The following is a 23533-nucleotide window of genomic DNA, read 5'->3' on the forward strand; positions in this document are numbered from 1 at the left end:
GCGGCATCCCGGCCAGGAGCGCCGTTTAGCTGTTGCGGCCGCGGGCGTCGACCGGCCAGGAGGCCGTACCGCCGCCGCGCAGGAGCACCCGATACTCCTCCGCGAGGTTCACCGCCATGCAGACGTGGTTCGGCGCGATCCGCACTCGGGTGCCGAGGGGAAGGTCGATCCCGGTGATCGTGGCGTGGTGCTCCGAGAGCACCGGAATCCTCGCCGCCGGATGCGCGGGAATCCGACCGAAGCCGCTCGATGCGGCGCCTTTGTCGGAGGAGAGCACTTTGCTCCCCGCGTCAGCGATGAGATGGTCCCTCCGGCGCGAGACGATGGTGGCGAGCACGGTGACGGCGATCGCATCCACTCCGATCGTGCCCATCTCCCACTGTTGAGCGTCGCCGAGCGCCGAGACGCCGGGGCGCAACTCTGTCAGCACGCCGGAGTCGGCGAACGCTGCCGATGGAGTGGAGCCGCCGCTGACCACGCGCGCGTCGACTCCGGCCGCCGCGAGCGATGCGACCGCGGCGGTCAGGGCCTCCGCCTCGTCGCGGGCTGCCGCGGCACGGTTGTCCGCTGCGTAACTGTGACCGGGGAAGGTGAAGACGCCGGCGACGTCGAGCCCTGCGGAGGCGGCGGCCGCGGCCACCGCTCCGGCCTCGGCGGGCAGAACGCCGCTGCGGTGGTGGCCAGAGTCGATCTCGACGACGACCTCGAGGCCTCCGCGGTTCGGGACTGCCGCGGCCAGGCGCTCGACCGACTCCGCGGAGTCGATGCCCACGCGGACACGGGCGTGCGCGAGCACCTGACGGAGCCGCTGGGCGCGCTCGTCGTCGAGCCAGAGCGGGTAGGCGATGAAGAGATCGCGCACGCCCCCTGCGGCGAACACCTCCGCCTCGGAGACGGTGGCGACCGTGATGCCGACAGCCCCGGCGGCGATCTGGCGATGGGCGATCTCGAGCGACTTGTGCGTCTTGGCGTGCGGTCGCAGGGCGAACCCGCGCTCGCGCGCCGATGCTGCAACCACCGCGATGGTGCGCTCCAGCACCGCCTCGTCGAGCACCAGCGCGGGAGTCGCGACCGCGTCGAGTTCGGCGGCGCGGTCGGGAAGGGGATCGGCGGTCACGCGCTGAGCCTAGGGGTGCCGCCGACGCGAACGCCACCCAAAAGGGGGTGTGGGCGGGATGCTGCCCCTGTCGTCCGCGCGGAGCCAAGCACGCAACATGCACCGAGCGTTCATCCCGCGACAGGCTGCGGCGACGACTCCCCCACTGCCAGGCTGGGCGCATGACTGCGCAGACCGCCGCACTCCGACCGTTCGGCCCCTCAGGCGCTCAGGTGACCCGCCTCACGCTGGGCACGTCCTGGCGGCCCGAGCGCGTGGCCGACCTCGACCGGGTGCCGGCGCTCGATTGCGTGCTCGACTCCGACGCCGCCTCGCGCCCCGTCTCGGTGATCGACACCTCCAACGAGTACGCACAGGGCCACAGCGAGCGCCTCATCGGCGAGGCGCTGCTCTCCCGCGGCAGCGTGCCCGAGGGGATCACCGTAGTCACCAAGCTCGACCGCGACCCCGCCACCGGCAGTTACTCGGCCGAGCGGATGCGGCGCAGCCTCGACGAGAGCCGCGAGCGCCTCGGGATGGACGTCCTGCCCCTGCTCTACCTTCACGATCCGGAGCGGATTTCGTACGACGCAGCGTTCGCCGCGGACGGCCCCGTACGCGCGCTCGTGGCGATGAAGGAGGCGGGCGTCGCCCTGTCGATCGGCATCTCCGGCGGGCCGGCGCCGATGCTGCGCCACTACGTCGAGACCGGGCTCTTCGACGCAGTCATCACGCACAATCGCTTCACTCTGGTCGACCACTCGGCTGAGGAGCTGATCGACGTCTCCGTCGCGCGCGGGGTCGTCGTGGTGAATGCGGCCGTGTACGGCGGAGGGGCACTCGCCCGCTGGCCCGAGCCGGTCGCCTCCTACGCCTACCAGCCGGCGCCAACCGCGATTGTCGACGCGGTCGCGGCAATGGGGGCGGCGTGCGAGCGCGCGGGCGTGCCGCTGGCCGCCGCGGCGCTCCAGTTCTCGACCCGCGACCGGCGCGTGACGACCACGGTGGTGGGCGCCACGTCTGCAGAGCACTACGACGCATTCGTCGCCGATGATGCGCTCGAGATCCCGGACGAGCTGTTCGAGGAGTTGGAGTCACTCGCTCCCCCGAGCAGCGTCTGGCAGGACACGCCCGGCTCGCCCTGGCCGCGCTGATCCGGCATACCCGCCCTCTGCATCCGGTTGCAGCCTGTGCCCTGCCCCCCAGCTGGCAGTACGAAGAGAGACGAACGGAGAGACGTGAACGACACCGCACTGTTCCAAGCGCTGAGCCTACGGTCGAGGACCGCACGCAACCGGCTCTGGGCCGCGCCCATGTGCCAGTACTCGGTCGAAGCGCAGGACGGGGTGCCCACCCCGTGGCACCTCGTGCACCTCGGCGGGCTCGCACGCGGCGGGGTCGGAGTGGTGATCGCGGAGGCGACCGCCGTCGAGCCGGTCGGGCGGATCAGCCCCTGGGACACCGGGCTCTGGAGCGACGCACAGCGCGACGCGTGGGCGCCGATCGTTGACTTCGTGCACGGGCAGGGAGCGCTCGCGGGCATTCAACTCGCGCACGCCGGGCGGAAGGCTTCGACCTACCGTGAGTGGAGTGGACGCGGCTCGGTGCCGCGTGAGGAAGGCGGCTGGGAAACGGTCGCCCCGTCTGCCGTCGCCTTCGACGGCTACGCGGAGCCGCGCGAGTTGGGCGCCGAGGAGCTGCCGGGCCTCGTTGAGGCGTTCCGTTCCTCCGCTCGTCGCGCCGTCGAGGCCGGCTTCGACGTGATCGAACTGCACGCGGCGCACGGCTACCTGCTGCACCAGTTCCTCTCACCGCTTGCGAACCGACGCGACGACTCGTACGGCGGCTCGCTCGAGAACCGCGCCCGGCTGCTGCTCGAGATCGTCCGGACCGTGCGCGCCGAGATCGGCGAGCTGGTGCTGCTGGTGCGCTTCTCAGCCACTGACTGGGCCGAGGGCGGCTGGACGCTGGAGGAGACCATCCGCGTGTCGGAGTGGGCACGGGACGAAGGCGTCGATCTGTTCGACGTGTCCACCGGCGGGCTCGTCGGGGGCACAGACATCCCGGTCGCCCCGCTCTACCAGGTTCCGTTCGCCCGGGATCTGCGGAGGGCGACGGGCGCGCCGGTGGGTGCTGTGGGACTCATCACCACCGCTGAGCAGGCGGAGGGCGTCGTTGCGGCCGGGGATGCTGACGTCGTGCTGCTGGCGAGGGAACTCCTCCGCGACCCTCATGCGCCGATCCGCATGGCCCGCGAACTCGGCGCGCCGCTCCCCGCGCCCCCGCAGTACGCCCGCGCCTGGCGCTGACCCGCTCCCTCGCCTCTGCGCGCTCCGCCTCTGCGCGCTCGAGGCGCAGACGTGCGAGATGCCACTTGAGTATTCGGTGTGTCGCGTACTCAAGTGGCATCTCGCGGCAGGGAACGAGGGGCGGGGGAGGTGTCAGCTTTCGGAGTCCTCGGAATCGGCGGGGGCGTCCTCTTCGGGGTTGAAGTGGGAGTCGCCGGAGACGCCGACCGCCAGGCCGTCGTCGGACGCGGGGATGGTGCCGTCGGTGCCGACGCCGCCGTCCTTCTCCTCACCCTCGGAGTCCGTCGAGGTGCTGCTGTCCGACACGGCTCAGGCCTCGACGTCGCCGCGCCAGGCGCCGTCCGGGGAACCCTGCTTCTCGATGTACTCCTTAAAGTTCTTCAGGTCCTTTTTCACGGCGTGGCCGCCGGCGCCCACGAGCGAGCCGACCGTCTCGAGGAAGCCCTTCGGCTCCCAGTCGAGCTGCACGGTGACGCGGGTCTCGGCGTCCGAGAGCTTGTGGAAGGTGACGACTCCGGCGTGGTCGGTTTCGCCGCCGGTGCTGTTCCACGCGACGCGCTCGTCGGGGTGCTGCTCGGTGATGTTGGCCTCGAACTCGCGCTCGACGGGCCCGACCTTCACCTTCCAGACGGTGAGCGTGTCGGTCACCTGCTGGATCGACTGGACCTCGTCGAGAAAGCGCGGGAACTCTTCGAACTGGGTCCACTGGTTGTAGGCGACGGAGACGGGGACGTTGACGTCGACGGTCTCGATGATCTGCGGCACGGTGGCGCTCCTTGCTGTCTCACTCGGTGTGCGGCGGTCCGCTGCTGCGGTCGTCATCCTCGACGCTAGGCGGGAGTCGCCTGGGAGCGCACCGGGTTGCGGACTTCCCCGAACGTGGTAGATGCCCCTCCGCCTGCCACCGAGACGTCGGGTCCCTCGCCGAGACGCCGCGCCAACCGTGGTGTCTCGCCGAGGGACGGGTGTGTCGGCGGGAGGGAGCGACGGTAAGCCGCGCGTCAGCCGTCCTGGGGGTCGCCGCCCAGTTGGCCGATGGCGGGGAGGGGCCCGCCGTCGTCCGCGCCCGTGCGGCGCCAGCGGGCGACCGCATTGCCGAGGTGGTAGATCACCAGAGCGGCGCCCGCACCGAGCACGATGCCGCCCAGCTGGAAACCTCCGGACGTGAACGAGAAGCCGGCGATCGCGATCACCAGGGACACCGCGGCCGTGTACTGGTTGACCGGACGGGTGAAGTCGACCCGATTGTCGATCCAAATCTTGATGCCGATGATGCCGATCAAGCCGTACAGGGCGGTGGTTGCGCCGCCGAGCACCCCCGCGGGAATGGAGTTGAACACCGCGCCGACCTTGGGCGAGAGACTCAGCAGGACCGCCGCTACTCCGGCGACCCAGTAAGCGGCTGTGGAGTAGACGCGGGTCGCAGCCATGACTCCGATGTTCTCGCCGTAGGTCGTGGTGCCGGAACCGCCGAACGCGCCGGAGATGGTGGTCGCCACGCCGTCGGCGATCAGGGCGCGGCCGGTGCTCGCGTTGGCCGAGGCGTCGGTCATCGACGCGACACCGCGCACGTGCCCGACGTTCTCGGCGATCAGCACGAGCACGACAGGGAGGAACATCGCGATGCCCGACCACGTCGATCCGGACGCGAAGTCGGGGAAGGTGAAGGGCGGCAGCCCGAACCAGTCGGCCGCGGCGACCGAGGAGTAGTCGATCTCGTTGGACAGCAGCGCGGCCACGTAACCGATCACCACGCCGAGGAAGATCGAGACGCGGCCGAGGAAGCCGCGCAAGAACACGCTCGACAGGATGATCGCGGCGAGCGTGATCGTGCCCGTGACGGGCGCCTGCTTGAAACTCACGTAGGCGGTCGGAGCCAGGTTGAAGCCGATCAGCGCCACGATCGCGCCGGCGACGACCGGCGGCATGAGGCGGTCGATCCAGCCGAGGCCGACAACCTGCACCACGACACCGACCGCGGCGAGCAGGAGCCCGACGGCCACCACTCCGGCGAGCGCAGACCCCGTGCCGCCCACAGTGGTCGCGGCCGTGACCGGTGCGATGAACGCGAAGCTCGAGCCGAGATAGCTGGGAAGCCGGTTGCGCGTAATGAGGAGGAACAGGAGCGTGCCAACTCCCGAGAACAGCAGCGTTGTGGCGACCGGGAAGCCGGTCAGCACAGGCACCAGGAACGTGGCGCCGAACATCGCGACGACGTGCTGGATGCCGATCGCTACCGTCGCGGGCCAACCGAGCCGTTCGCTGGGGGCGACGACAGCGCCGGGCTCGACGGTGCGGCCGTCTCCGTGCAAAGTCCAGATGGGCATGGGGCTCCTCGACGGGGAAAGGGAGGCGGGGGTTGACGCTTAGGCTAGCGAGCGCTTGCGCGTGGCGGGCAGTTCACCCGTCAGTCGGAGGAGGGAGCATAGGAGGCATGCCAGACCCTCTCGCGGACCCGGAGCGGTTCGCTGCTCTCGCCGCCGCGGTCGCCGATCCTGTCCGCCGCTACCTCTGGCGCCGTACCGACGACGCGCAGGCCGACGATGTGCTCGCCGCCACACTCGACGTGCTGCACCGTCGCGCAGACGACCTGCCCGACGTCGACCCCGTCGCCTGGGCGATTGGCGTCGCCCGACTGCAGCTCCAGTCCGCGCGCCGACACCAGCGCCGGCAGGTCCTCCTCGCCCAGCGGATCGGGGTCGCCGAGCCGCCGCTGCAACACTCCGACGAGCACTCCGACGCGGAGGCGGCGGTGCGCCTCGCGCTGGCACGGGTCCGCGAGAGTGACGCCGAACTGCTCCGGCTGTGGTCGTGGGAAGGGCTCGATGTCCCCGGCATCGGAGTCGTCCAGGCCGAGCCGGCGGAGGCCCTCGCGCTGCGCCTCGATCGCGCGCGCCGCGAGTTCACCGAGCTGCATACAGCCGCCCCGGGTCGCGGAGGTGGGGACGATCCCCGCGCACTGCTGCGGAGCGTCGATCCCGCCGGCTCCCTGCCTCCGCTCGCGCCGGTGGAACTCGCCGCTCACATTGCCGCGGCCACCGGAGGACCCGGCACCGAGCGACCTCCCGCGACCGCCCGCCGCCGCTCACCGTGGCTCATCGCAGGAGTCGGGGCGCTCAGCGCCGGCGCCGCCGCCTCCCTGCTGCTCCCCTTCGCCCTCGGCGTCGGCGGCGGATCGAGTTCGTCGTTCCAGCTGTACGCCACCGGCGGCCCGGGCGCGGTGTGCTCGCCGGTCACGGAGGCGGCCCTCGCCCCGGCGCAGGTTGCCTTCCGCGCCGAGGTCAGCGGCATCGACGCAGCGGTCGTTACTTTGCGCGTCCTCGACCGCTACGCCGGGGATGTCGGCGACTCGGTCACGGTGACGCACTCCACCGAGTCGGCCGTCGCCCCGATCACGTTCGAGAAGGGCGTTGACTACCTGCTCGCAGCCGACGGCGACACGATCCTCACCTGCGGCCTGAGCGGACCCAGCTCGCCCGAACTGACCAGGCTCTACCGGGAGGCGTTCGCGACGCGGTAAGCCGATTTGCACAGCCGCATGCTCCTGGCAAGGGGGCTCCTTGGAGCGGGAGCGCGACGCAGTCTGGGGGAAACGTTCGACGACTTCCGGAGGCAATCATGTTCTTCCACGTGCAACGGCTGATCAACGACATCGAGCAGGACGAGCCGGATCCGGCCGCCGCGAATGCGCTCCAGGAGGGGCTCGGCGGCCAGTTCGGCGAGATGCGCACCATGATGCAGTATCTCTTCCAAGCCATGAACTTCCGCGGCGCCGACGCAAAGCCGTACCGCGACCTCATCCAGGGCATCGGTACGGAGGAGATCAGCCACGTCGAGCTGATCGGCACGACCATCTCGCGCCTGCTCGACGGGTCGCCGCGCTACCAGGGCAAGCCCACGGATCCGCTCGACACTCCGGGTGCCGGGGGCGCGACTCCGCTGAGCATCGCCCTCGACACGAGCAACATCCACCACTACCTCGTGGGCGCCCAGGGCGCGCTGCCCGTGGACGCCGCGGGCAACCCGTGGAGCGGCAGTTATGTCTACAACTCGGGCAATCTTGTGCTCGACCTGCTCTACAACCTCATGCTCGAGTCGACCGGGCGCCTACAGAAGTGCCGCATCTACGAGATGACGGACAACAAGACGGCGCGCTCGACCATCGCCTACCTGATCGTGCGCGACCAGGCGCACGAGAACGGCTACGCCAAGGCGCTCGAGACGCTCGGCATTGACTGGAAGAAAACCCTCCCGATCCCGAAGACCAACGCCGAGAAGTTCCCCGAGGTGAAGAAACTCGTCGACCTCGGCCTTCAGAGCAAGCAGTACACGTTCGACCTCGAGGGCGCGTCGGAGGCGGGGAAGATTTACCGCGGCGCCTCGCCCTCGCAGGACGGCACGGACCTGGAGTCGAAGGAGCAGGCGCCCGAGGGGGTCCCCTCGGTGATCGCGCCGGAGCGCTTCGAGGAGTTCTCCCCGGGTCTGGACCCCGAGCTGCTCACGCTCATCCAGACGACCGCCGAGATGGAGCTTGACGAGATCAGCTCCTTCTATGGTCCGACTTCGGCGTGATCGCCCGGGTCCCGCGCGTGCATGCCGCGGCGACGTCGATTTCTGCGGCGTCTGGGGTAGGGCGCCTGGGGTAGATGGGGCTCTGTGCGTTCATAACTCAGGATGGATGCTCAGCGGGTGACGGGAACATGCGGAATTCCGAGGCCCTCCCGGACATCCTTCCTGAGTTGTGAACGCCACCACCTCCTCGCGCCGGTCTGGGAGAGGCCGAGGGTGTAAGGGCCGTTCCCGGCAAACTCGGCCAGCCCCAGAACCGAGCCTCGCTTCCGTCGTTTCAGCTCCGTCTTCGCTGGCCGCCGCCTCGAAAACCGCTCGCACCCTCACACACCCGCACCGCGGGAACGACAGGTCCGGCGGCGCTGACCGTTGCTCTAGCGCCCGGCGGCGCTGATCTGGCACTGACCACCCGGTACGAGCGTCGGCCTCCGGCGCCTCCGCACAGCGCAACGTCGGCTGAGAGTGCTCCTCCACAGTGGTGGACGAGCACTCTCAGCCGACGTTGTCGTGCCTCTAGTGGCGGAACATTCGCGCGGTCGTCTCGAACAGGCCCTTCACCGGGCGCTGCTGCTCGCCCTGCTGGGCGCCGAGGATGATGATCACGGATGTCAGCACCGGGATTGCCCACTGAGTGACCTTTTGTACACGGAGCGCAGCGGTCAACTCCTCCGAGTTCTGCGCCGAGGCCTCGGTGACGCCCGGAGCGCCCTCGTCCGCGTGCTTCGCCTGAGTCGCGCCCGCGATCGCGGCGATGACCGACGCGGCACCGGCTAGGCCCGTCACGACCGTTTTCACCGCCGTGTTCGTGCGGCTCTCCTGCTGGTTGGCCAGACGCGTCTTGTTGGCGAGGATCAGTCCGATGCCGCCGACGCCGTGCGCGGCGATCGCGGCGAGCTGAACCGGAGTCCAGCGCGCCCAGCCGTCCGAGGCGAGGCGGAGGCGCTCAGCGGGGTCGGAGGAGGTGGACGCAGCGCCATTCAGGCCGACGGCGCCCATGAGAGATCCGCCGAACCAGGCGGCGGCTCCGAGGTCATGAAGGCTGCGGACGAGCGTGTTGCGTGAGGGCATTGAGGGCCTCTTCTCTGGTGGAAGTCCGGGCGCGAGCGGCTCGGGACGGTACGGACTCCTTCGACGCTACGCGCGCCTCGGAAGAGCGCACGGGGCTTGACGTCTCACCCTCCGGCACGCTGCTCTGGTGTCGAACTCACGAGGCAGAGGAGCATCCGCGATGACCACCGACGAGATCACCGACGACGAGAAGCGGACGATCCGCGATCGGTTTCACGATGCTGTGAACATGACCGCGAAAGAGCTCGAGCACTGGCTCGGCACTGACGAGTCGAAGGAGGTCGGCCACAAGCCCGAGGGCGGTGGCGAGTCGGTGGGGCATGAGAGCGGCCGCCGCATTATAGACCTCCTCGGCACCACACAGTCCGACCTCGACGACGATGACTACGCCCACATGAAAAAAGTTACGGGGTACGTGCACCGGCATTCGAAGCAGCGCCCCTCGGGCGATGTCACGGAGACGAAGTGGCGCTACTCGCTGATGAACTGGGGCAACGACCCGCTGAAGTGACGCGGCCGACGGGCGTCTGCCACTGCCGTCCGCGCTGATCGTTCCAGCGTGTCTCGTCCCACCCGTTTCCTCCGCCGCAGGCCGCGACGGACCGCACAGGGATCGACGAAGAAGGCGTAGCCGCGCGTTATGGCCTGTGCCGCAGTTGAACCCCTCTCACCACCTTCTCGCCAAGATGGGGGAATGCAGATCCTCAGTGTCGCGGCCGCGGTCATCACCGATAACGGCCGCATTCTCGCCTGCAGACGTCGCGCCAAGAGGATATCCGGCGGCCTGTGGGAATTCCCCGGCGGCAAGATCGAGCCGGAGGAAACACCTCAGGCCGCAGTGTGGCGCGAGATCCACGAGGAGCTCGGGATTCAGATAGCGGTCGGCAACCTTCTGACCGTCGACGAGACGGCCACCGCCGCCCTCACGATCCGACTGCACTGCTATCACGCGACTCTCATGGACGAACGGCCCACGGTAAGCAGCGATCACGACCGTCTCCTGTGGCTCAGTCCGGAGGAACTCGCCGCGCTGGAGTGGGCTGCGCCGGACCTCCCCGCCGTCCGCCTCCTGTCCTCAATGAATGGCTGAGGCAGGGATCTTCTCAGGGCGGACAGGCTGGGAATTGGCTCGAGCATGGGCCCCCCGACTCTCGGCTCAAGCGCACAGGCAGCTTCGATGTCACGCGCGTCGTCCCTCTCGGCCAGAGATCGAGGGAGGGAGACAGGCGCCTGAGCAACGCCTGCTTGACTGGCAGCTATGGAGATCTTCGTCGGAGTCGTCGGCCTGCTCGGTGGACTGGTCATTGCGGGGCTGGCGATCGTCGCGGTCGTGCTCGGGAGGCGGCACGCACTCCCCGCCTCTCTGGTCGACGTCGAGGTGCGCCTCGTGCACGCGGGCGACGACTGGTGGCGGGTCGGCGTGAGGGTACGCAACTCCGGTCGCTCGCTTGTCCCCGAGACGAGCTACGTCGGTGGACGCCCGATCGCGGTCGGCCTCGGCGGCGGCGCTTCCGCGGAGTGGTATGGCTCGGCCCCGCGCTCCGACGCCTGGCGGATCGACCCGGCCAGAGGCCTTGTCCTCGGACCCCTCGCCCTTGATCGCGGCGCCGACCTCGGTGCGACGATCGTCGTTCGCGGCCGACCGCACGTGCGCATCGACGCTCCTCTGCGCTACGTGCCAGTGCGCGAGAACGTCATCGAGTCGCAGACGCCCGGCGCAGTGTGGGGCGTGTCGGAGCCTGCCAGGAGGGACGCGTCTCCCGCTGAGCCGCAGCAACGCCCGTTCGACGTCGATTCCGCCCGCGCCGAGCGCGAGACCGTGCTGCGCGGCGGGTTCGGCGTCTGGGCGGCGATGATCGCGGGCGTCGTCGGAGCGGTGACGGTCGCGACCGGGATCGCCTTCGAGCTGGCCGGTATCAACGCTTCGGGCCTCGGCGGCGTCGGCATCATCCTGATCGCGGCCGGCTTCCTCGGCCTCGTAGGCACGCTCGGCGTGCGGCTGCTCCGACGCTGGCTCGAACCACCTGTGCTGTGGCGGACGCCGGCGCAGCGCCTCCGCCGGCCGGGCACGATCGTCGTTCTTCTGCTGGCCTACGCGGGCCTCGCGATGGTGTGCGTCGAGTTCGCGCTGCAATCGGTGAAGGGCGAGACGACCTGGGTGGCGGGAGTCGGCCTGCTCCTGCTCCTCGGGGGCCTGCTCAGCACAGGGCTCGTCGGCTTCCTCCGCCTCGTGGTGCTGCTCGGCGTGCGGCGCGCCTCGCGGGGAGCGGCTTGACTCGCTCCGTCGGATCAGCGGGCCGACGTCGGGTCGAGCAGCACGGCGTCGTCCCAGCCGTCCTCGGGATCCCGGACCTCGGGGTGGCCCTCGGCGGGCCGACGACCCGCGACCGCGACGACCACCAGCGATCCCAGCATCACCAGCGCGGCGGTCTGCAACGGCGAGGAGACGCTGACGAGCGCTTGGCGCACAAAGACCTCCGGCGGGACGGTAACGGAGTCGCCCTGCCACTGGTCGGGCAGCAGCAGGATGACCGCCGGCACAGCGAGGACCGCCGCCCAAAGCACCGCGGTGAGCAGGATTGCCACGGTCCACAGGAGTCGGATGCGGGTCATCGGCGCACCGCGGTCAGCAGCGGCACGATGACAGCGAGGCCGAGCGCGACCAGGCCGACGGTGAGGCAAGGTCCGATTGCGTTGTCGCTGAGCACGCGGAGGTACTGCTCGGGGCCGAAGACCCCCTGCGATGGCGAGTAGTCGTACCAGCTCTGCGAGCTGCGCCACAGCGCGAGGAGCCCGAGGACCGTGAAGGCGGCGCCGACGCCCGCGAGCGCGCCCGCGATGCGGCGAGAAGCGCGAGGGGGCGCGGCGGGAGAGGCATCGGCTGCGGGGTCGGGCGCGGCGGGGTTGGGCGCGGCGGGCTCGGCCGCAGGGGCTGCGGCGGGATTCGCGGGCGCGGCATTCGCGAGGCGTGCAGAGGGGAAACGGCCGGGAACTTCGGCGGCCGGACGGTCGGCGGCAGAACTCCGGTGCGCTGACGAATCGCTCGTGGCACCGGAAGGCGCCCCCGTCGATCCTGTTTCCCTCGGCCGCCGGGACTGCTCGACGCTCCCGGTCGGGCGCTCTGAGTCGCGCGCACTGTAGCCACGCTGGAACGCAGGGTGGTACCGCAGGTCCGTCCGACCCTCGTTGTTGCTCGGGGACCCTTCGGCTCCGGTGCTCTCGGCCATGCGCTCCCCCAGACTCCTGTCGTCGAGCCATCATGACGCACTACAGCGGCCTCCAGCGAGAACGCTCCGAGGCGGAGGGTCGCCTTCCCCGCTCGGTCACCACCGCGAGCGGTCAGCGCACCGCCGCCACGCTCGCCCTCGACGGCAGACTGACGACCCCCGCACCCACGAGAAGCACCGCGACAGTCACGACCGTAAGCGCCAGCCATCCTCCGGCGCCTACCGCCAGGCCCAGCAGCCAGCCTCCCACCGCGGACCCCGCGTAGAACGCGATCGTGTATACCGCCCCCGCGTGCCCGCGCAGCGCCGGAGCCGCACGGGCCCCGGTCCAGGCTGCGCCCATCGCGTGCAGGGCGAAGAAGCCCGCGGTGAAGACGAGCAGTCCGACGATCACCACCGCGACGACATCGGCGAGCATCACCAGGAGGCCGACGATCATCAGCGCCACCCCGATCCGCATCGCGCCGCGCGGGCCGAAGCGCGGGCCCCAGATGCCTGCGAGCCGGGACGAAACGGTTCCCGCGAGGTAGGCGGCGAACAGCAGCGACACGAGAGCAGGCGGCAGCGCAAACGGGGCACCCTCGAGGCGGAACGCGAGGTAGTTGTAGACGGCGACGAACACTCCGATCGCGAGGAAGGTCTGCGTTGCCACTGCGACGAGCACCGGGTCGCGCAGCACCTCCGCGGTTTTCGCCCGCCAGCCACCGGCAGCGAATTTCCGCCCCGGGCCGTCGCGAGGGGCGAGCACGGCGAACAGGATCGCCGCGGCGGCGCAGACTCCTGTCACGATCACAAGCGCGCCGCGCCAGCCGAGCGCCGATGCAAGAGGACCGGCGAGAAGGCGCCCGGCAGCTCCGCCGATGGTTGTCCCAGAGACGTAGGCGGTCGCCGCGGCCGTCGCACCGGAGCCGTCGATCCGGTCGTGGATCGCCGCCACGGCGAGCGCCGGCACCGCTCCCAGAGCCGCTCCTCCGACGAAGCGCAGGACGAGCAGGAGCTCGAAGCTTGGAGCGACGCAGGCCAGCAGTGCCACGACCACGGAGGTCAGCACGGCGATCCGCATCGACCTGAGGCGGCCAATCCGTTCGGCGACGCCTGCCCACGGCAGCACCGAGAGCGCCAACCCGAGTGTCGCTGCCGAGACTGCAAGGGCTGCGTCGGAGGGAGCGAGCGCCCACTCTCGCGCGAGCTGAGGCAGCACACTCTGCACCGCGTAGAGCTCCGCGAACGTGGCGACGCCTGCCGCAAGGAGCGCGGCTGACAGGCGGCGATGCGAGGAGGGAGCCGCCGGCCGCGTCGATCGCGGACGTGCGGCGGTGCTCATGGGAGCGACCGTATCCCGATCGACGGCCCGAGGGCGAGCCGGGAAATCGGAGTGCGCGTCCGCGGCACCGGTGGTCCGGTGACGCCTGCGAGCATCGCGGCACGCTCAAGGCCGGTGTCCCCCTCCCAACTTCGACCCCCCTTCAGAGAGCGGGCTTGGCTCGTCATGTGCGCTCACTCCTTGTCTCCGACACGCCAGCACGGCTCGACCCAGCGGGAGACGTTCGCCGGTGCTTGCGTGGTCGGGACGTCCTTCGGGCCGATGATCCGACGGAGCCAGTCAGGCCGGCGAGAGCGCAGGAGCGCAATCCGCCAGCGTGCGTCGGTCCGCGCGAGGAGATGCGGGTCGATGGGCCGGAGCACGCCCTCCACCCGCTCCTCGACGAGGACCGTGTGCGGCCGAGAGCGATGCAGACGTCGGGCGGGTTCCCGCTCGGGGTGAGCCTGGCCGAACCGGGTGCGTAGCTGCTGCTCAAGCTGCTCAGGGTCGCGCGCCGACCAGGCGGTAACGCCATTTCGCCCGTCGGGCAGTGGGAAGCACTCGGTGATGCGGAACGGGAGGTCATCGGGGGTCATGCGGTGGTGCCTTTCGGAGAGCCGGTCAGGGCCCCGGGTCGCGCTGGGCGACCCGGGGCCGAGGTGGGATGGTTAGTGGGTCTGGGTCGAGCGCGAACGGCGGCGGACTGCCGTCAGGGCCCCACCGGCAAGGAGGAGCGCTGCCGCACCGCCTGCGAGGGGTCCGACCGGCACCCCAGTTGAGGCCAACGCCGCCGTCGAGGCGAGCACGGTCGGCACAACTCCGATCGGAGGCACCGCGACCCGTGCGCAGCTGGCGGAGGCGTCGTCGTTGCAGGGGTGGGCGACCGACGTCGGCTCGAAGCCGTCGGGTACGCCGTCGAGGCGCACGCGATTCGGGATCGTCCACGCGTCCACTCCCTCGGTGACGCGGCCGGTCACCGTGAAAGTGGTCGACGCTCCGGGCGCCAGGGACAGGTTCTCGACGGAGAGGTCGGAGGACGCGGGACCGCCGTCCTGCGAGATCGTCACTTCCGTGAGGTGCTCCAGCTCAGGGACGTCCGTCAGAGTGACGCCCTCAGCGGGGCGTGCTCCCTCATTGGCGACCACGACGTGGAAGCCGGCTCGCTCGCCGTGGTCGACGGTCTCCTCGACGGCGGTCTTGTCGATAGAGAGGCGTCCCTGCACGGCTGGTACGGGAATCTCCGCGCAGGAAAAGCCGGCGTCGTCGGCGCAGGCATTCTCGACCGTCGGTGGGTCAAAGCCCTCCGGCTGCTGCGTGATCGCGACGCGGTTCGGCACAGTCATCGCGTCGAACCCGTCGGCGACTCTCCCGCTCACGTGCAGCGAGACCTGCCCACCAGCCGGGATATTAAGACCGCCAACGGGTTCCGTGGCGGGCTGCGTACCTCCTGCGCCGTTGTCGATGGTCGGCTCGAGGAGGTGGTCGAGCGTCGGCACGTCGGTGATCGCGACATTGACGGCGTCGATCGAGCCCGTGTTCGCCACAACGATGTCAAAGCCCGCGGTGCCACCGTGCTCGGCGCTCTCCTGAGAGGCGGTCTTGCGCAGCAGAAGCCCGCCGCTACCGACGATGTGCGAGACGGTGGCGCAGGGGTTCGCGTCGGTCCCGGTGCCCGATTCAGCGGGTTTGAACGGGGCTCCGGCAAGGCAAGCCGTGTTGGTCAGCGCATCATCGCCCGAGCCGGTCACGACCACGTCGAACGCGAGTTCCGCGGTCGTTCCGACCGGCAGCGTCCCGGCGGACCAGGCGATGCGGCCCGTCGATTCGTCCACCGCCGCCGAACCGTGGGAGGTGCGGATCGAGGCCGGATCAAGGTCGGCGTCGTCGAGCACTCCTTCGTCCAGGTAATCGATCACGGACGCATCGGCGTCATCTCCGGAGCCGTCCGAGGTGAGCGCGACCCGGTAGGGGACCCGCGCACCGGGCAGGAGCGGAGTGGCGGAGTCGACCGACGAGGTCTTCGCAATCCTCACGTGCGGAGCGAGCGGGTCGAGGCTAGCGACGGCGACCGCGCCGTCGGATCCGAAGGACCAATCATCGATAGCGCGCAGGTCGCCGTAGGAGCCGTGCACCGAGTCGTTCTCGTTAGGTGTGCGACCCTTGCCCGAGTCATCCCTCTCCCAGCGGTGAATCCCGCTGGTCGAGTCGCTACCGGCCTCGCCGGAGGTCTCCGCTGAGGTGCTGGAGTAGCGGTCTGAGCCCGACTCAACGAAGAGGGAGTCGTCCCAGTGGATCGTCGACCCGCTGCCGTCGCCTCCGGTCGATCGCAGGATCGAGACGCCGCCACTGGAGGACTCTGCATCCACGCGAGTGAAGTGGAACTCGTTCGTGCGACGGACAGCCGCGCGGAAGGTGACATCGCGAGCCGCGATGTCGATAGCTCCGCCCTTCGCGTCGAAACCGTCCCACTCCAGCGAGAAGGGCCCCGTGCTCCCCGAGATCCGGGTGAGGTGGACGTCCCGCTCACCGTCGTACGCTCCGTCGCCGTCCGCGTCGATGTCGACAACGACGGTTCCCGGCTGCGTGCCGAGACTCCCCGTCACTGTCCCTGCGTTCGAACCCGTCGAGGAGCGCGTGTACGCGAGCCCGTCGATGGTCGGGGCACGGTACTCCGGGGCGATCGATGCCGGCAGATCGGCCGATGGCGGATCGAGGAAGAGCTTGTAGGTCTGGAGACCGTCGATCCCCGAGCGGCCGGACGCCTGCACATACTGCGCTCCGATTCCTCCTGCCTCGGAGGACTGCGGCATGGGTACCGAGAGATAGGAAGGATCGGAGGAACCGACCCGCACGTTCCCCTTGTTAGTAGCCTGCAGGGTCGAGGCGACTCCGTCGTACCCGCGAAGACCGAGTTCGTAGCGGGCGCCCGTCTCTGTCACCGCATACAGGGTGAAGGAGGATTGGCGCTCCTCCAGAGCGGAGTAAGACTCGCGAGCCCCCGATTGGATGCCGTACGAGGTGGACCACACTCTGCCCGCAAGCGCGGTACCACTGCCGTCCTCAACGCCAACGTTCCAGACGAGGTTGACCGGAACGGTCACGTCGTCGTCCGCCACCTCAATCTGGTAGACGCCCGACTCGGATGCAGTAAAGGTACCGCCGGCGGTCGTGGTCGGTGGAGCGCCCCGCGGAAAGACTTGCTTATCGAAGACCGTGCCGTCAGGAGCGGTCACCGCCGCCGTGCCGCCGCCGCTCTCCCCCTCTTCCGAGCCTGAGCCGCCCTTCAGCGGATGCAGATCGACGCGGAGTATCTCACCCTTGCGCACGTACGCCGAAATCGTTGTCACTCCCGCATTCGTGGCGCCGCCGTGCAGCAGCGTGTTCTCGATGGTCGTGTGCGGAGCGTCGGCCGCCATCGCAGGAGAGGGAACCAGCCCGCCTCCGAGGAGGCCCCCGATGAGCGCACAGCCCATCGTCGTTCCTACAAGAGCGCGTGCCGTCCACGCTCGAGATCGTCCGCGCTCGTCCCGCCCCGACTGTTTCGTTCGACTCATCCGATGTCCTCTCCTCTGCCGCCCGAACGCACTGCGCCGGTGACGATCGTTCAGCCCCCACGAGAGGAGGCTATTGACGGCCGGGGGCGTGCCGCGGCGAGAGGTAGCACTTCTGGGGAGAACGGCGCGAGATAACGCCTGGGGAGGGATGGCGCAGCCGTCATCGAAGGGAATGCGCCCCCATTCGGGCAAGTAACTCCGGAGCGGCACCTCCGGACACGAAAGAAAGGGGCGCCTCAGGATGCACAACTCGACCTCGGTCTCGACGACGTCGGATCTGTGCATATTGAGTGCCGAAACGTCCACAGAGGACATGTCGACCATCAGCCCTTGGGCTCAGGCCAAGGCAGACCTCGGTTGGGAATGAGTCGCTACCGAATCGACCTGCGGCCAGCCGCCCTCACGGCACTGCGGAACAGTGACCCGCAGGACCGGAGGCGCATCCAAGGTGTCATCGCCCTCCTCGGTGAAGACCCGCGGCCACCAGGAGCGAAGGCACTCCAGAGTCGACCGGGCATTCGCGTGCGCGTGGGCAACTACCGGATCGTCTGCGCCATCGACGACGGACCGCTCCTCGTCGTCGTAACCCTCGGCCATCGGCGCGACATCTACGACCGGTGACCCTGGAACTCCGGAGAGAATCGGCAGGCGAACTTGCCCACACGCGTGGATCGGCGGGTCCTGATGTTCAACCTATGAGCTGGTCGCGGCCACACCCACCGAGGACCGCCCGGATCTCAGCAGAGCGAGGGCCTCAGCAGAGCGAGGGCCGGACGCACCGCAGTGTGTCGCCGTTGCCGTCACGACCGCAGCACCGGGCGCCGCGAAGCCCACAACCCGATCGACCGAGAAGAAGACGATTCACCCATGAAAAGGAGAAACCCCAGATGAGCCACAGGAAAAACGAGAACGGCCCGCCGAAGCGGGCCGTTCTGCTCTGTCTCAACCAGAGTGCGCCCGGAGGGATTCGAACCCCCAACCTTCTGATCCGTAGTCAGAATCGCGGAGTCCACGGAGGTCCGCCGCTCCCGGCGACGCCGGCCTCGGTGTTCCACGCGCACCGGCCCGACGTCCACGCATTCACTCGCGTTGCTGTCACGGTTGCTGTCTTCGGAGAGGTGGTGACCCGATGACCGATCAGGACTGGACCGACCTGTTCCTGCCCACGCTGATGCCCGACGCGCCCGCCGGCCATGTGCGGATGCGCGCCGACGTCCTGCCTCCGAGCGTATTCGGGTCGAACGTGCGCGGCATCGCCCGTGAGTCGGAGTGGGATCGGATTCGGCTAGGCATCTCCGCCCGTGCGGGCAAGCTCTGCGAGATCTGCCGTGGCGAGTCCTACGGGCCTCATCGCAAGGTGCAGCATCCCGACTGTCACGAGATTTGGCGCTTCGATATCTGTGACGGCGTCGTAACTCAGGTGCTCGCCGACCTCATCGCGCTCTGCAAGAGGTGCCACAACACGCAGCACGTCGGCCGAGCGCTCGATCTCGAAGACGTCAACGAGGTTCTGCAGTCGGTGAACGGGTGGAGCCATGCCGAGGCGCACGAGGATATCCGGCGCGCCTTCCGCCGCCTCAAGCTGCTCGAAGGAGCCGAGGTGGATCTCGACCTGTCGGTGCTCGTCGGCCAGATCATCGTTCCGGGCGCACCCGGGCTGCGCTTCACGTCCGCGCAGCGGTCGCTCTTCGGCAACTCATGGAACCGGTCGAAGCCAGCACCGCAGCTCGCACAGCTCGACCTAGGGCTCGGGTAGCTCGAGCAACAGCCGTAAGCTCAAGCAGCGGACTCGCCCCACATACGTGGATCGGCGGGTCTTGCTGTTTAACGGTTCGACCGGGTCACCTCCCGGACCTGCCGAGGAGCGCCCGGACCGCAGCGGAGCGAGGACCGGACGCACCGCAGGTGGGTCCGCTGGGCGGAGCCCGGCGCTTGAACGAGTAGAGAAAGTTCTCACGCCGCAGCAACGATCGCCGGCCGGGCCTGACGGCTCGCCGTTGCATCAGAGCGCTAACATGGTGTAGTGCACACCGTCGAGATGTTCGGCACCCGACCCAAATGTCTGAGGTCTGCTATAGGGTGCACACAACTGACTGGGAACGTGAAGGACGGAAGAGTGCCGTGGCGACTGGAGAGCTACTCACCGAGCTAGTTCGGGCGCACTACAACGATGAGTCGGCCCGTTTCGGCACGATCCTGGGCCAAGTTATCGCAGCCGAGTCACGCGCGGGGCATACCCAGGTCGCACGCAGGCTTCGAGAACTGAGGCTGACGAGTGAGGACCGAACACCCAAAAAAGCCGTTCCGCTAGCTCGGACCGCGAAGAACCTTTCAGATCTGATCGATATCGGATATAGCGATTCTCGTCTTTCGGACCTCATCTTGAGGACAGAGACGATGTCGCGCATTGAGCGGATCGTGGTGGAGCAGAGAAAGAAGGGCCTACTTGAGGAGCATGGTCTGCGTCCAAGGCGGAAGGTACTACTGCATGGCCCTCCTGGCACAGGGAAAACCCTCACTGCAGCTGCATTAGCGGGGGAACTCAAGTTACCTTTCGCTCGCGTGCGCCTCGAAGTGCTCTTCAGCCGGTACCTCGGAGAAACGGCCTCGACACTAAACGACATCTTCAGCGAGGCCAGTCGAGTAAAAGGGGTTTACCTGTTCGATGAATTTGATGCGCTCGGAAGCCAGCGCCTTGATTCGAGCGATATTGGCGAGATGCGCCGCATCGTCGGCACGTTCTTGCAGCTTCTCGATTCGGACGGTAGTGAAAGCATTTTCGTCGCCGCAACGAATATACCAGCGAACATAGACGGCGCCCTGTTCCGACGGTTCGACGACATCATTGAGTATCAGGGCCCCGACCATGACGCGCGCGTCCAGCTCATTCGTCGAATGACGAGATCCGAGAAGCTTCCCATTTCCGCTCTCAAAGAACTTGCTGCCACAGCTAAATTATCCTCCCTGGCGGATTTGACGGCCGCGGTCAACGAGGCCCGAAAAACAGCCTTACTCGCTGGACGGACGGAAGTCACAGCAAACGAGATAGCCGATGCAATTGCAGAACGTATGAACCGATAGCCCTTTTCGCCGACAGAGCTCAAATTTCAAGGGAGAAATATGGCCGACCTGCCGCACATTCGAATCAGTGCGTCCCGATCAGATAGCTACAGCTCACCGCGCAGAGGGAACACTGCTCCAGCTCCGGCGCGGGACCGACAGACGCAGGCGAACCACGTCAGTGGCTTGCTGCAGAGTATTGAGGGCGAGATTCGCGACCGCAAACTGAATAGCGGCTTGGTTCTCGCATTCAATGGTCCTGGACTGGAGGACGAAGCATCTCGACTCGGGGACAAACGAACAGGTAATGAGGTTCTTGCGGTCTCACCGCTCGAAACGGTTCTGGTTGGAAGCCGCGGCGACCTGTCCGCTCTTCGGAAAAAGGTATCCGAGTATCGAACAGAAGAAACACCGAAGGGACGGCCGAAGCACGAGCAGTTAGTTGCGCGCATCGAGTCCGCCAGAATCGCCAGGATTCAGGATCTTTCATTTGGGGAGATCGACGATTCGGCGATCGATAAGGATACCGTCTACTTCGTGGAGATATGGCTCGGCTTCGAGGTGGAAGGAAGCAGTGACCAAGCTAGGTTCGAAGCATTCATAGAGTCGGCCGAAGCCGATCAGGATGTGCGTCACATTTCCACATACAAGGGCACGGATCGCGATGTTCATCTAGTAGCGATACGCGGCAGTGTTCTACTCGGACTTCCTGAGCACATGCCGTACCTCGCTGAGGTACATTTTCCGCCCGCAGTGAGGCTCCGTGAAGTGGCCGGAGGAATCGAATTCTCTAAAGGTCTGCCGCCGGTGCTAGTTCCGACTCCGCTTCAGGTGGCGGTGGCGGTGCACGACACTGGACTGGACCACCTTCACCCGCTCCTGGCTCCCGTCGTCCTGGGCACTGACTCGGCTGTACCCGACGGCTCGGCGCTCGACTGGAACGGCCACGGAACCCGGATGGCCGGTTTGGCGGTCTATGGAGACCTGACGAATCAAGTCCTGGATTCCTCACTAATTCCAGCAGCGGCGCTGATCGCGGTGGAGTACCTCGAGCCAGGGGAGCGCGGTGACGTTCTTTGGGCCGAGAGAACTCAACTCTCAATTGAGATCGCCGAGGACCTCGGACGGAACCATAGAGTCGTACACAGCATCAGCATGGGTGCGTCCAACCCGAGAGAACACGAAGCCACTAGCTGGTCGACCGCGATTGATCGCGCCGCTTGGAATAACGGTGAAGGCCGGCTTATCGTCGTCGCCGCAGGCAACGTACCTCCTGCCTCGGACCCATCACAGTATCCGTCGGAGAACCTTGCTTCGACGCTCTCGCAACCAGCTCAGGCATGGAATGCAGTAACCGTCGGAGGCGTAACGGAGTTAGCTACCCTTTCCCCCCGTGACGTCCGGCTTGGCGCAAGCGCACCCGTGGCCACACATGGTCAATTGAGCCCATTCACCTCAGTCGGTCCAGCGAAAATGTGGCCTAGCAAGCCTGACGTTGTTGCCGAAGCAGGAAACACCGCGCCGGACGGTTCAAACCCAAATCAAGGACTGATCGGCCTCTCCGTCCTAACCACGGCCGCACGGACGATCGGTTCTGATCTAACTCGAGCAAACGCGACGAGCGCAGCGACCGCAATAACCGCGAACGCGCTGGCACGAATATGGGCAACCTACCCAGATTTCAGGCCGGCCACCATTCGAGCTCTTCTAATTCACGCCAGCCGCCCAACGCATTCAATCGTCGATCAGCTTGATCCTGCGGACCTGCGGCGATCCATCGGTCACGGCTCCTTTGACTGGTCACGAGCCGCCCTTAGCTCAGAGAGCAGACCGGTCATGGTTTATGAAGGGTCGCTTCAGCCGAAGGTCATCAATATCGACAAGAGCATTACCCGGCAGGTTGTGCTCATTCAACTGCCCTTCCCCTCGACTATCTTGCGTGATCTCGGGCCGGAACCGGCGGAATTGCACGTTACATTGTCCTACTTCGTCGAGCCCTCCGAATCAGAAAGGCGATCAAAGTATGCCGGGGTCCGATTGAGGTGGGACATGCAAGGCCCAAACGAAACACCGGAAGAATTTGCGGCGAGAATCAATGCCCTCGCGAGGGAAGAGGATCACGTTACGCACACATCCAGCTACAAGTGGGATCTCGGCGCTGACGAACGTTCTCGAAGCTCTGTGCAACACGATTGGCTAGAAGGCCCTGCAGCATCCTTCGCTGGCGACCGACTTATTGCGGTCTACCCCGTCCTGGGATGGTGGGACCGCCGAAAAGGGTTTGAGCAGAGGACAATTGACTTCTCGCTAGTTGCTTCACTCGAGGTTTTCTCGGACGTGGACATTTACGCCCCGATTTCTGCCGCTCTGGAGATTGATCTCGATGTCGACACCGAGGTCGAGATTGAGACAGCGTAGCGGCACACTGGAACCTTCATCTGATCGTGCCGGTGGGGCGGGCCTGCCGACATGAATCATACGGGTCGACTGTAGGCCAGGCACGGAACCCACGGAAGCCCTCTCCGATGCCTCGGCCGCCTTCTGCGCCGTCCTCAGCACTTTCCCCGAGGAAGGGAAGACGGTCAGCAAAGATGACCGGCGCTATAAGACCTGACGGGTTTCAACCCACATGATTCCTGAGTCAATTGGTGGCCGCTAGCCATTCGCCCGGCGACACATCGGATCGCGGGTTAATTTTGAGAAGGCGAGTTCGAATTCGACTCTTGCCTGATCGGAGTGAGCGTCGCGGCGATCCCCTCCAGCGTTCTCTTGCCTTGCTCGCGGCGGTGGTCAGCTCGGACTTGCTCGACGCTACGAGGCCGCGTCCCACTGTCACGCATGGACCGAGCGGCCTCCCCGATCGGTCCGTCGAATTCCGCGAGATCTGATAACGCGAGCGACGTGAAGCCGGCCAGGATCGCATCTACGTCGGGCTGTTCGGAGAGAAGAGCCGCAAGGCCCTCAACTGCGGCCTGGCCGTAGCGACGGGGGATGCCCTGCGGCGAGGCGTCCTGTGCGCGCGCCAAGTCCGCCATCACAGGACGTGGTTGGTGGAAGCGATGCGCGTAGGCCGTGAGCAGGGCTCGTAGGTCGGTGCTTGCGCGCGCGACCTTGTGCGCGTCCGACACGGACATCCGCAGGAGATCTTGAACGTCGCGGGGCTTGTCAGGCCAGACGATGCCGTCGAGGTGCCGCCCGCTGCGCAGGATCTTCTTGTTGAGCGCATGTACAGCCTCCACCACTGGCTTGGGGACGAGGCCCCACCCCTCCAGCGCGCTCGCTTCGTCGTTCTCGCTCATCTCTCAAGTGTCGCGCATTGCGACGCCGTACGCACACATTGCGGACGT

The 23533-nt window shown here is 67.4% G+C and carries 22 protein-coding genes; 11 read left to right on the top strand and 11 right to left on the bottom strand.

All coding sequences use genetic code 11. The features are described from left to right. Nucleotides 1-25: 25 nt before the first annotated feature. Nucleotides 26-1117, bottom strand: coding sequence for an alanine racemase (locus tag HRF29_RS07780; protein ID WP_173247123.1), 1092 nt, complete (start codon nt 1115-1117; stop codon nt 26-28). A 161-nt stretch (nt 1118-1278) separates the two neighbouring features. Here HRF29_RS07780 and HRF29_RS07785 point away from each other — a divergent pair, with 161 nt between their 5' ends. Both HRF29_RS07785 and HRF29_RS07790 read left to right on the top strand, forming a co-directional pair. Beyond that, the gene (locus tag HRF29_RS07785) at nt 1279-2250 is read left to right on the top strand and encodes an aldo/keto reductase (protein WP_173247127.1); all 972 of its coding nucleotides are present in this window, start codon (nt 1279-1281) and stop codon (nt 2248-2250) included. 84 nt (nt 2251-2334) lie between these two features. After that, nucleotides 2335-3405, top strand: a complete 1071-nt coding sequence (locus tag HRF29_RS07790; protein ID WP_173247130.1) for an NADH:flavin oxidoreductase/NADH oxidase — start codon at nt 2335-2337, stop codon at nt 3403-3405. Nucleotides 3406-3537: 132 nt separating this feature from the next. Here HRF29_RS07790 and HRF29_RS07795 read toward each other — a convergent pair whose 3' ends face one another. From HRF29_RS07795 to HRF29_RS07805, 3 genes are all read right to left on the bottom strand, one after another. After that, on the bottom strand, nt 3538-3711 hold the full coding sequence (locus HRF29_RS07795) for a hypothetical protein (protein ID WP_173247133.1): 174 nt from the start codon (nt 3709-3711) through the stop codon (nt 3538-3540). Between the two features lie 3 nt (nt 3712-3714). Then, a complete protein-coding gene (locus HRF29_RS07800) occupies nt 3715-4170 on the bottom strand; it encodes an SRPBCC family protein (RefSeq protein WP_173247136.1) in 456 nt (151 codons plus the stop codon). A gap of 236 nt (nt 4171-4406) precedes the next feature. Then, entirely contained in the window at nt 4407-5732 is a 1326-nt protein-coding gene (locus HRF29_RS07805; protein WP_173247139.1) for a uracil-xanthine permease family protein, read from the bottom strand. 107 nt (nt 5733-5839) lie between these two features. Between HRF29_RS07805 and HRF29_RS07810 the strand changes: the two genes are divergently transcribed. Beyond that, nucleotides 5840-6925 (top strand): sigma-70 family RNA polymerase sigma factor, encoded by a 1086-nt coding sequence (locus HRF29_RS07810; protein WP_173247142.1) that lies wholly within the window; start codon nt 5840-5842, stop codon nt 6923-6925. 98 nt (nt 6926-7023) lie between these two features. Continuing rightward, entirely contained in the window at nt 7024-7977 is a 954-nt protein-coding gene (locus tag HRF29_RS07815) for a manganese catalase family protein (protein ID WP_173247145.1), read from the top strand. A gap of 510 nt (nt 7978-8487) precedes the next feature. On the opposite strand, the gene HRF29_RS07820 is transcribed toward HRF29_RS07815, so the two are convergent. Beyond that, the gene (locus HRF29_RS07820; protein WP_173247147.1) at nt 8488-9042 is read right to left on the bottom strand and encodes a hypothetical protein; all 555 of its coding nucleotides are present in this window, start codon (nt 9040-9042) and stop codon (nt 8488-8490) included. Nucleotides 9043-9202: 160 nt separating this feature from the next. On the opposite strand from HRF29_RS07820, the gene HRF29_RS07825 reads away from it, so the two are divergent. The 3 genes from HRF29_RS07825 to HRF29_RS07835 all read left to right on the top strand — a co-directional run bounded on the left by HRF29_RS07825 (nt 9203) and on the right by HRF29_RS07835 (nt 11317). Beyond that, a complete protein-coding gene (locus tag HRF29_RS07825; protein ID WP_173247149.1) occupies nt 9203-9553 on the top strand; it encodes a DUF3140 domain-containing protein in 351 nt (116 codons plus the stop codon). Between the two features lie 183 nt (nt 9554-9736). Continuing rightward, the gene (locus HRF29_RS07830; RefSeq protein ID WP_173247151.1) at nt 9737-10132 is read left to right on the top strand and encodes a (deoxy)nucleoside triphosphate pyrophosphohydrolase; all 396 of its coding nucleotides are present in this window, start codon (nt 9737-9739) and stop codon (nt 10130-10132) included. Between the two features lie 168 nt (nt 10133-10300). Further along, nucleotides 10301-11317 (top strand): hypothetical protein, encoded by a 1017-nt coding sequence (locus HRF29_RS07835; RefSeq protein ID WP_173247153.1) that lies wholly within the window; start codon nt 10301-10303, stop codon nt 11315-11317. A 14-nt stretch (nt 11318-11331) separates the two neighbouring features. Here the strand turns inward: HRF29_RS07835 and HRF29_RS07840 are convergent, their stop codons facing one another. The 5 genes from HRF29_RS07840 to HRF29_RS07860 all read right to left on the bottom strand — a co-directional run bounded on the left by HRF29_RS07840 (nt 11332) and on the right by HRF29_RS07860 (nt 17045). Then, the gene (locus HRF29_RS07840) at nt 11332-11655 is read right to left on the bottom strand and encodes a hypothetical protein (RefSeq protein WP_173247155.1); all 324 of its coding nucleotides are present in this window, start codon (nt 11653-11655) and stop codon (nt 11332-11334) included. Continuing rightward, nucleotides 11652-12269: a hypothetical protein gene (locus HRF29_RS07845; protein WP_173247157.1), complete on the bottom strand. Its 618-nt coding sequence runs from the start codon at nt 12267-12269 to the stop codon at nt 11652-11654. Before HRF29_RS07845 ends, HRF29_RS07840 begins: the two co-directional genes overlap by 4 nt. A 112-nt stretch (nt 12270-12381) precedes the next feature. Further along, nucleotides 12382-13593, bottom strand: coding sequence for an MFS transporter (locus HRF29_RS07850; protein WP_173247159.1), 1212 nt, complete (start codon nt 13591-13593; stop codon nt 12382-12384). A 173-nt stretch (nt 13594-13766) separates the two neighbouring features. Next, nucleotides 13767-14168, bottom strand: a complete 402-nt coding sequence (locus tag HRF29_RS07855) for a hypothetical protein (RefSeq protein ID WP_173247161.1) — start codon at nt 14166-14168, stop codon at nt 13767-13769. A gap of 72 nt (nt 14169-14240) precedes the next feature. After that, nucleotides 14241-17045: a DUF7927 domain-containing protein gene (locus tag HRF29_RS07860; protein ID WP_173247164.1), complete on the bottom strand. Its 2805-nt coding sequence runs from the start codon at nt 17043-17045 to the stop codon at nt 14241-14243. A gap of 444 nt (nt 17046-17489) precedes the next feature. Here HRF29_RS07860 and HRF29_RS07865 point away from each other — a divergent pair, with 444 nt between their 5' ends. The 4 genes from HRF29_RS07865 to HRF29_RS07880 all read left to right on the top strand — a co-directional run bounded on the left by HRF29_RS07865 (nt 17490) and on the right by HRF29_RS07880 (nt 22604). After that, entirely contained in the window at nt 17490-17747 is a 258-nt protein-coding gene (locus tag HRF29_RS07865; RefSeq protein WP_173247167.1) for a type II toxin-antitoxin system RelE family toxin, read from the top strand. 508 nt (nt 17748-18255) lie between these two features. Then, nucleotides 18256-18882 carry a hypothetical protein gene (locus HRF29_RS07870; protein ID WP_173247170.1) on the top strand — a complete coding sequence of 209 codons (627 nt, stop codon included), beginning with the start codon at nt 18256-18258 and terminating at the stop codon, nt 18880-18882. A gap of 365 nt (nt 18883-19247) precedes the next feature. Continuing rightward, on the top strand, nt 19248-20207 hold the full coding sequence (locus HRF29_RS07875; protein ID WP_173247174.1) for an AAA family ATPase: 960 nt from the start codon (nt 19248-19250) through the stop codon (nt 20205-20207). A gap of 216 nt (nt 20208-20423) precedes the next feature. Beyond that, nucleotides 20424-22604 carry a S8 family peptidase gene (locus HRF29_RS07880; protein ID WP_173247177.1) on the top strand — a complete coding sequence of 727 codons (2181 nt, stop codon included), beginning with the start codon at nt 20424-20426 and terminating at the stop codon, nt 22602-22604. Nucleotides 22605-22876: 272 nt separating this feature from the next. Here the strand turns inward: HRF29_RS07880 and HRF29_RS07885 are convergent, their stop codons facing one another. Beyond that, nucleotides 22877-23485, bottom strand: a complete 609-nt coding sequence (locus HRF29_RS07885) for a hypothetical protein (protein ID WP_173247180.1) — start codon at nt 23483-23485, stop codon at nt 22877-22879. Nucleotides 23486-23533: the final 48 nt, after the last annotated feature.

The organism is Rathayibacter agropyri, from assembly GCF_013249015.1.
Taxonomy (GTDB): domain Bacteria; phylum Actinomycetota; class Actinomycetes; order Actinomycetales; family Microbacteriaceae; genus Rathayibacter; species Rathayibacter agropyri.